The 6,735-nt window shown below is 63.0% G+C and carries 9 protein-coding genes and 1 pseudogene; 4 read left to right on the top strand and 6 right to left on the bottom strand.

All coding sequences use genetic code 11. From position 1 onward, the window contains the following. A pseudogene (locus ACOHWE_RS19945) lies at positions 1-211 on the top strand (transmembrane anchor protein); the annotation flags it as partial. Between the two features lie 189 nt (positions 212-400). Here the strand turns inward: ACOHWE_RS19945 and ACOHWE_RS19940 are convergent. The 6 genes from ACOHWE_RS19940 to ACOHWE_RS19915 all read right to left on the bottom strand — a co-directional run bounded on the left by ACOHWE_RS19940 (position 401) and on the right by ACOHWE_RS19915 (position 5,831). Continuing rightward, on the bottom strand, positions 401-562 hold the full coding sequence (locus ACOHWE_RS19940; protein ID WP_420668493.1) for a hypothetical protein: 162 nt from the start codon (positions 560-562) through the stop codon (positions 401-403). Between the two features lie 15 nt (positions 563-577). Then, positions 578-1,930 carry an amidase gene (locus ACOHWE_RS19935; RefSeq protein ID WP_420668492.1) on the bottom strand — a complete coding sequence of 451 codons (1,353 nt, stop codon included), beginning with the start codon at positions 1,928-1,930 and terminating at the stop codon, positions 578-580. Next, entirely contained in the window at positions 1,920-3,338 is a 1,419-nt protein-coding gene (locus ACOHWE_RS19930; protein WP_420668491.1) for a TRAP transporter large permease, read from the bottom strand. Before ACOHWE_RS19930 ends, ACOHWE_RS19935 begins: the two co-directional genes overlap by 11 nt. After that, entirely contained in the window at positions 3,335-3,919 is a 585-nt protein-coding gene (locus ACOHWE_RS19925; protein ID WP_420668490.1) for a TRAP transporter small permease subunit, read from the bottom strand. The genes ACOHWE_RS19930 and ACOHWE_RS19925 overlap by 4 nt, the downstream gene beginning before the upstream one ends. A gap of 70 nt (positions 3,920-3,989) precedes the next feature. Next, positions 3,990-5,114, bottom strand: a complete 1,125-nt coding sequence (locus tag ACOHWE_RS19920; protein ID WP_420668489.1) for a TRAP transporter substrate-binding protein — start codon at positions 5,112-5,114, stop codon at positions 3,990-3,992. A gap of 534 nt (positions 5,115-5,648) precedes the next feature. After that, the gene (locus ACOHWE_RS19915; protein WP_420668488.1) at positions 5,649-5,831 is read right to left on the bottom strand and encodes a hypothetical protein; all 183 of its coding nucleotides are present in this window, start codon (positions 5,829-5,831) and stop codon (positions 5,649-5,651) included. 34 nt (positions 5,832-5,865) lie between these two features. Between ACOHWE_RS19915 and ACOHWE_RS19910 the strand changes: the two genes are divergently transcribed. The 3 genes from ACOHWE_RS19910 to ACOHWE_RS19900 form a co-directional block, all read left to right on the top strand. After that, a complete protein-coding gene (locus ACOHWE_RS19910; RefSeq protein ID WP_420668487.1) occupies positions 5,866-6,078 on the top strand; it encodes a hypothetical protein in 213 nt (70 codons plus the stop codon). 9 nt (positions 6,079-6,087) lie between these two features. Beyond that, positions 6,088-6,537, top strand: coding sequence for a cadherin repeat domain-containing protein (locus tag ACOHWE_RS19905; RefSeq protein ID WP_420668486.1), 450 nt, complete (start codon positions 6,088-6,090; stop codon positions 6,535-6,537). A gap of 33 nt (positions 6,538-6,570) precedes the next feature. After that, positions 6,571-6,735 (top strand): transposase (locus tag ACOHWE_RS19900; protein ID WP_420668494.1); only part of this gene is annotated, 165 nt, incomplete at its 3' end.

Raw genomic sequence — 6,735 nt, 5'->3', positions numbered from 1 at the left:
GGGCGGCCGGGTCAACTTCGACTTGCACGGCCATGGCGGCGGCAACTCGGTCACCTATGAGAAGGGCCGTGGCTCGACCGGCGCAGAGGGCGAGATCGTCGCCGAATTCAGCGGCGAGCACGGCTGGTTCTGGCGCAACCGCGACAGTTCGGACGTTACAGTCACAGTCCAGGTCCGCGGCGAATACGCGGAGTTCAAAGACGCGAGCTGAAACTGAGGCTGCCGTTCGTGCGCATATGTTCGAACGGCAGCTCACCCCCCCTCCGCCTGGGCGACGCTGTCGGCCCGAAACCTGCCGTTCACCAAACCTGTGTGACGCTGCGTGGCGGCCCGCCAAAGCGGACATTCGCTTGAGCGCCATGCCAAGGTGACCGCCGGGCCCTTGGGATGAACGGCAAGTCTAATCGCGTGAACCGAATATCGTGGTGATGAAGTCATAGGCGACCAGCGCCAATGTCAGCAGGATGACCACGACCAGATCCGGGCTCGGGACTTCGAGGGCCAGAATGGCGGCAAACGCGGCGAAGACCGCGAAGGCGAGCAAGGCGAGAATTGCGTTCATTTTTCGTTGATCCTTTCACTCACCCAATCGTTTAAAGAGCCCGCGCGCCGAGCGCAGAAGGCGTCCGTCTTCTCCGCGGCGTCCCACCAATTGCACGCCCATCGGCAGGCCGTTGGCGGCGGTCAGGACCGGGACGGTCACCGCAGGGGTGCCACAGAGGGTCCAGAGGCCGTTGAAGATGGAATCGCCGGTGCTCTCAAGGCCTTCCGGCGCCGGACCGGGTGCCGCGGGGCAGAGGATCGCATCGCAGCGCGAGAGGATTTCCTCCAGCGCGGCGTAGAGGACATCGGGCCAGTCGAGCGCGGCGAGGTAGTCGCGCGCCGGGATCACCGCGCCCTCGCTGATCGCCTCGCGGGTCGCCTTCCCCAGCTTGCCGGCTCCGTCGCGGTGGTAGCAGTAGTAGTTGCGCGACATCTCCGCGTAGTTGATCCGCTGGCGCTGCGCGGCGGCCTCGCCGAACAGCGCGGGCAGACTGACAGCGAAGGCCTGATCGCCCAGCTCCTCCTCAAGCGCGAGAAAGGCTTCCTTCAGGTCCGGGTGGGCGAGGTCGTCCCAGCCGGGCGGGCGCACCACGGCGAAAACCGGCGGCAGCGGCGGCTCGGCGCTGGCGGTGAGCTCCAGCGCGGGGAAGGCGGCGGGCCGGGTGGCGCTGTCGGCCGGGTCGTAGCCGAAGAGCACATCCGCCAGCATCGCCGCGCCCCCGGGGTCCGCCGCGAAGACGCCGAGGGTATCGAGCGATTGCGACTGCTTCAGCACGCCGCGCCGCGAGATCGCGCCGAAGGTGGGTTTGAACCCGGTGACCCCGCAGAAGGAGGCCGGGCGGATCACCGAGCCGCCGGTCTGCGTGCCCACGGCCAGGGGCACCATGCCGTCGGCCACTGCAGCCGCTGATCCGGAGGAGGACCCGCCCGGCGTGTGGGCGAGGTTGTGCGGGTTGCGGGTGCGGCCGGGATGCATGAAGGCCAGTTCGGTCGAAACCGTCTTGCCCATGATGATCGCCCCTGCCGACTTGAGCCGTTCGACGATGGCGGCATCCCTGTGAGGGACGCGCCCCGAATCCAGGATGCAGCCGTTTTCGGTCGGCATGCCCGCGGTGTCGATCACATCCTTCAGGCCGACCGGAAGCCCGTGCAGGGGCCCGATCGGGCGGCCCGAGCGGCGCATCTCGTCCCTTGCCTTGGCTTGGTCTCGGGCGAAACCAGGATCGAAGAAGGCCCAGGCCCCGACCTCCGCCTCGCGGGCCTCGATCCGCGCGATGCAGGCCTCGACAAGCGTCACCGCATCGAGCGCGCCCGAGGCCAGACGGTCCCTCAGCGCGACCGCGCCGAGGGCCATCAGGCTGGCCGCCTTTCGCCCGTCAGCGGCCATAGAACAACTCCGGCAGATAGAAGACGACCTGCGGGAAGACATACATCAGGATCATCGCCACGATGACGCAGAACAGGAACGGCATGACGCCCGAGAAGATCTGCGTCAGCCGCACCTCCGGCGGAGCGATGCCCTTGAGGTAGTAGGCCGACATCGCCATCGGTGGTGTCAGGAAGCTGGTTTGCAGGTTCAGCGCCACGAGGATGCCGAAGAACAGCGGGTCGACCTCGAAGATCGCCAGCAGCGGCAGGAAGATCGGCACGAAGATGATGATGATCTCCGACCATTCCAGCGGCCAGCCCAGAAGGAAGATGATGAGCTGCGCGAGGATCAGGAACATAAGCGGCGAGAGGTTGAGCGTCTGCACGAACTCCGAGATCACGTGTTCGCCGCCGAGGTAGGAGAACACCGCCGAGAACACGTAGGAGCCGACGAAGAGCCAGCAGACCATCGCCGTGGTGCGCACCGTCAGATAGACGCTTTCGCGCAGCCGCTGCCAAGTCATCGCCCGGTACACGAAGGCCAGGAAGATGCCGCCCAGCGCCCCGATCGAGGCGGCCTCGGTCGGCGTGGCGAGGCCGAAGAGGATCGAGCCCAGCACCGCGAGGATCAGGAAGGCCAGCGGCAGGAACGACGTGAGGATCATAAACCACAACTTGCCCAGCGGCATGTCGGGCACTTCTTCGTCGCTGGGGCGCGGGGCGACCGAGGGTTGAAGGATGGAACGGCCGATGACGTAGGTGAGGTAGAGCCCCACCAGCACCAGCCCCGGCAGCAGCGCCGCCGCATAGAGCCGCACGATGGAGACGCCCGAGGCCGCCGCATAGACGATCAGCATGATCGACGGCGGGATCAGGATACCCAGCGTGCCGCCGGCGCAGATGATGCCGCTGGCGAACGACGCGTTATAGCGCGCCTTCAGCATTTGCGGCAGCGCCAGCAGTCCCATGAGGGTCACCACGGCGCCGACGATGCCGGTGGCGGTGGCGAAGAGCGCGCAGGTGAGGAGCGCCGCCACGCCCATCGAGCCGGGCAGATCCTTGGAGGCGATGTTGAGAGTCGAGAACAGCCGGTCGACGATGTTGGCCCGTTCGACGATGTAGCCCATGAACAGAAAGAGCGGCACCGCGGTGAGCACCTCGTTCGACATGACCGTGTAGGTCTGGTTCACGAAGAGGTCGAATATTCGGTTGTTCGCGAAGCCTTCCAGCCAGGTCGACCAGTTGTCCCATGTGGTCGCGGTCTCGTCCAGCCGGTCGAAACTGCGCCACATCCGGCGGGCGTCGAAATAGGCGTAGTAGCCAAAGCCGATGCCCATGGCCATCAGGGTGAAGGCGATGGGAAACCCCAGGAAGACGAAGACGATGAACAGCCCCAGCATCATCAGGGCAATCTGCGGGTCCGTCATGGATGTGCGTCCTCCTCGGCCTCGTTGGCCTTTTTCATAAGGATGTCTTCGGTCTCGAGCACGTCCTCCTCGGGCGGAAGCCAATCATTCGTCCGGATCGCGAGGATGCAGCGGCAGACCTGCGCGATGCCCTGGATGAAGAGCAGGATACCGGCGGCGACGATCACGGTCTTGAACTGGTAGATCGGCACCCCGGCGGGACTGTTGATGCTGACCTCTCCGTATTGCCAGGACCGGGCGGCGTATTTCCAGCCAGAGAAGATCAGGGCGAGGACTCCGGGGAAGAAGAAGAGGAAATACAGCACCAGGTCGATCTTGGCCTGGGTCCTGGGCTGCCAGAGCCGGTAGAGGAAATCGCCCCGCACATGCCCGCCGCGCGACAGGGTGTAAGCCCCGGCCATCATGAACATGGTGCCATACATGATGAACGACACGTCGAGCGCCCAGGCGGTCGGCGAATTCAAAACGTAACGGACGAAAACTTCGTAGCCGGTGCCCACGGCCATCAGGATGATGAGCCAGGCGAAGGCCTTGCCGAACCAGGCCGACAGGTTGTCGGCAAACCGAATGAACCCGATCAAGTCTATCCCTCCCCAAGGTCAATTTCCCCGGCGCGAAGCCGCGCCGGGGAGTTTCGTCAGGCCTGATGTCTCAGAGCGCCAGTTTGCCCGGGAAGTAGTGCTCGAATGCGAGGGCGTAGTCAGGCGCGTTCATCAGCTCGTAGTAGGCCACCTTCTCGACCCACTCGCGCTGGCTGTCGAGGCAGCGCTTCATGAACTCGTCCTGCTCCAGCTCCGTGATCAGCTCGTCCCAGGCCTTCAGCTGGGCATCGAGGATTTCCTTCGAGGTCCGGCGCACGTTCACGCCCGCTTCCTGCAACTCGGCGAGGTCGGTCGAATACTGCCGCATGGCCTTGGCTGTGTTCGCCGTGGAGGCCGCTTCGACGGCATATTTCATGATCGCCTGGAGGTCGGGGTCGAGGTCTTCGAGGAAGGTCTTGGAGAACAGGAACTCGAAGCTCTCGGAGGCTTGGTGATAGGACGACAGGTAGTAGTTCTGTGCCACGTCCTGCGCGCCGAAGCGGCGGTCGGAGGTCGGGTTGTTGAACTCAAAGGCGTCGATCACACCGCGCTCCATCGCCGGGACGATCTCGCCGCCGGGAAGCTGCGCCACCGACATGCCGAGCTTCTGCATCAGGTCCGCGGCAAGGCCGACGGTGCGATACTTGAAGCCTTGAAGATCGGCCACCGTGCTGACCTCGCCCTTGAACCACCCGAACGGCTGGGCGAACATCGGGAAACCCATGTACCCCACGATGTCGAGGCCCATGATGTCCTGGGTCAGCTCGCGGTAGAGCTCGGCGCCGCCGCCCTCGTAGAACCAGCTCAGCATGGTCGTCGCCGAACCGCCGAACACCGGACCGGTGCCAAACAGCGAGGCGGCCTTGTTCTTGCCATACCAGTAGACCGGCACCGAATGCGCGGCGTCGAGCAGTCCGTCATTGACTGCGTCGAGCACTTGGAACGCGGCGACGACCGCCCCGGCGGGCAAAACATCGACCTTGAGCCGCCCGCCCGACATCTCGTCAACGCGGGTGGCGTAGTCCTTGGCGAATTCGTCCCAGATGTCGGATGCGGGCCAAGAGGTCTGCATTTTTACGACGATGGGCGACTGCGCATTCACGGCCGGCGCGGCCAGCATGGCACCGGTCGCGGCCGTTCCTGCCAGTGCGCTCTTCCTCAGAAACGAACGGCGGTCGAGATTCTCTGATTTCATTTGGTCTCCTCCCTGAGAGCACTTTCGCGGATGCTCCACCTTTTGGTTGAAGCAGTCCGGTTCGTGCACTCGTCATGGTACCTCATCGCGACTGCGTCTCAAGGAAAAGCTTTTTGGCATGCGCAAGCGTTAAATTAACATATCCTGCGCCGCCGCAGCCAATGTCCGGATTCGGGTGAAGGCAATCGAAGCATTGCCCCGACAGCGAGCGACCGCTTCCCGCCCTACTGATAAAGGCGGTACGGGCTTCGCATCGTCCCCGACTACGACTGCTTTGAGCTGACACCAGCTGAATTCGCTCGCAACAGGCATGCCTAATCTAGATGAGGGCAACCGGCTCCAAGCAGACTCGTGGCACCGCAGCATTCTGATTACCAGCCTAGACCGTTGTCGGCGATGTAGCCGGTGGCCGCTGGCAAACCGCAGTGTTCCAATGGCCTCCCGCAGAGCCGCGACGAGTTCGCATGCTGATCAGACGGTTTCAGGACTTCCGCCTGCACACACACACATCGAAAGCAACTGGGAGCGGCAGACTTAACTGCGCCGAATTTCCCGACGGCTGACTTCAGTTAGTTGCGGGGCACACAGCCCGGTGCCGCCATAGCGGCACACCGATAACCCTTCGATGACCTGACACGGTTCCGCGAGCATGCGCGGAACCTTGGAGTTTGCCACCTTCTGTAGTAAATTCATCGCAATAATAAGCTGATCATGCATGAACTGATCTCCACCGCTTTTTAAGGGGGGCGCCATGGGTAAAGGCGGAATTGTCTGCCATGAGTCTTTGGTGCAGAAAAACGAAGACGCCAGCTTGCATCCACAGCTGGATTACAAGGCTCTCGAATTTCCAATCACCAAGGGAGGTCACCTCCCGGATGAAGACGCCATCAACCCAATCAATTCGCTCGAGCGCCTTGACCCCGGAGCTCGGGAGCCTGTGGATGCGTTGACCGAATATCCCTAAGGCGAAGGTTTGTGGCAAGCAATAGCCCTGAATGTTGGTACTGAATCGGCCGCGATCGATATTGTTGAACACACCACGCTGGTGACAACGGTGCAAGCCTCTGATCCGCAGCCAAATCCCGTGTTCTGCTCCATTACCGAAGGCGCGGACGCGGCGCTGTTCGGAATGAACCACCTATCGGGCGAGTTGCCATTCCTCGGCGCTGCCGACTTCGAAGACCCAGGTGATACCGATCTCGACAATTTCTGCAAAGTGATTGTTCCGGCCGACGACGCCAGCAGCGTCCAGACCGGCAGGCAGTCAATCTCGGTGACAGTCAACGACGTCAACGAAGCTCCGGCTTTCGCCGGTGGAGCACTCGCTGGCGCAGTTTACCGCGAAGGCAGGCGTCTTGGTGTAGGGCTGACCGGCGAGGCCTCGGGCGATCTGACGTGCTCCCCTGAAAAGTCCGCGATTTGAGGTTAGCCTGTTCTCCAAGCTAGGAGACAGACGATGCGGAAAAGCCGTTTCAGCGAAGAGCAGATCATTGGCATCCTGAAGGAGCACCAAGCCGGAATGGGGGCGAGGGAACTGTGCCGCAAGCACGGCATCAGCGATGGAACCTTCTGCAAATGGCGTTCGAAGTATGGCGGCATGGAAGTGTCCGAGGCCAAGAGG

It is taken from the genome of Cribrihabitans neustonicus, from assembly GCF_048820895.1.
GTDB classification, from domain to species: Bacteria; Pseudomonadota; Alphaproteobacteria; order Rhodobacterales; family Rhodobacteraceae; genus Cribrihabitans_A; species Cribrihabitans_A neustonicus.
The sequence above is the reverse complement of the archived record's forward strand: the minus strand, read 5'-3'. Positions and strand labels throughout refer to the sequence as shown.

What these genes read in the sequence shown, in the direction of transcription:
- ACOHWE_RS19915 (WP_420668488.1), bottom strand. Translation starts at nt 5,831, where the DNA reads ATGCATGATCAGCTTATTATTGCGATGAATTTACTACAGAAGGTGGCA.
- ACOHWE_RS19920 (WP_420668489.1), bottom strand. Translation starts at nt 5,114, where the DNA reads ATGAAATCAGAGAATCTCGACCGCCGTTCGTTTCTGAGGAAGAGCGCA.
- ACOHWE_RS19940 (WP_420668493.1), bottom strand. Translation starts at nt 562, where the DNA reads ATGAACGCAATTCTCGCCTTGCTCGCCTTCGCGGTCTTCGCCGCGTTT.
- ACOHWE_RS19935 (WP_420668492.1), bottom strand. Translation starts at nt 1,930, where the DNA reads ATGGCCGCTGACGGGCGAAAGGCGGCCAGCCTGATGGCCCTCGGCGCG.
- ACOHWE_RS19910 (WP_420668487.1), top strand. Translation starts at nt 5,866, where the DNA reads ATGGGTAAAGGCGGAATTGTCTGCCATGAGTCTTTGGTGCAGAAAAAC.
- ACOHWE_RS19930 (WP_420668491.1), bottom strand. Translation starts at nt 3,338, where the DNA reads ATGACGGACCCGCAGATTGCCCTGATGATGCTGGGGCTGTTCATCGTC.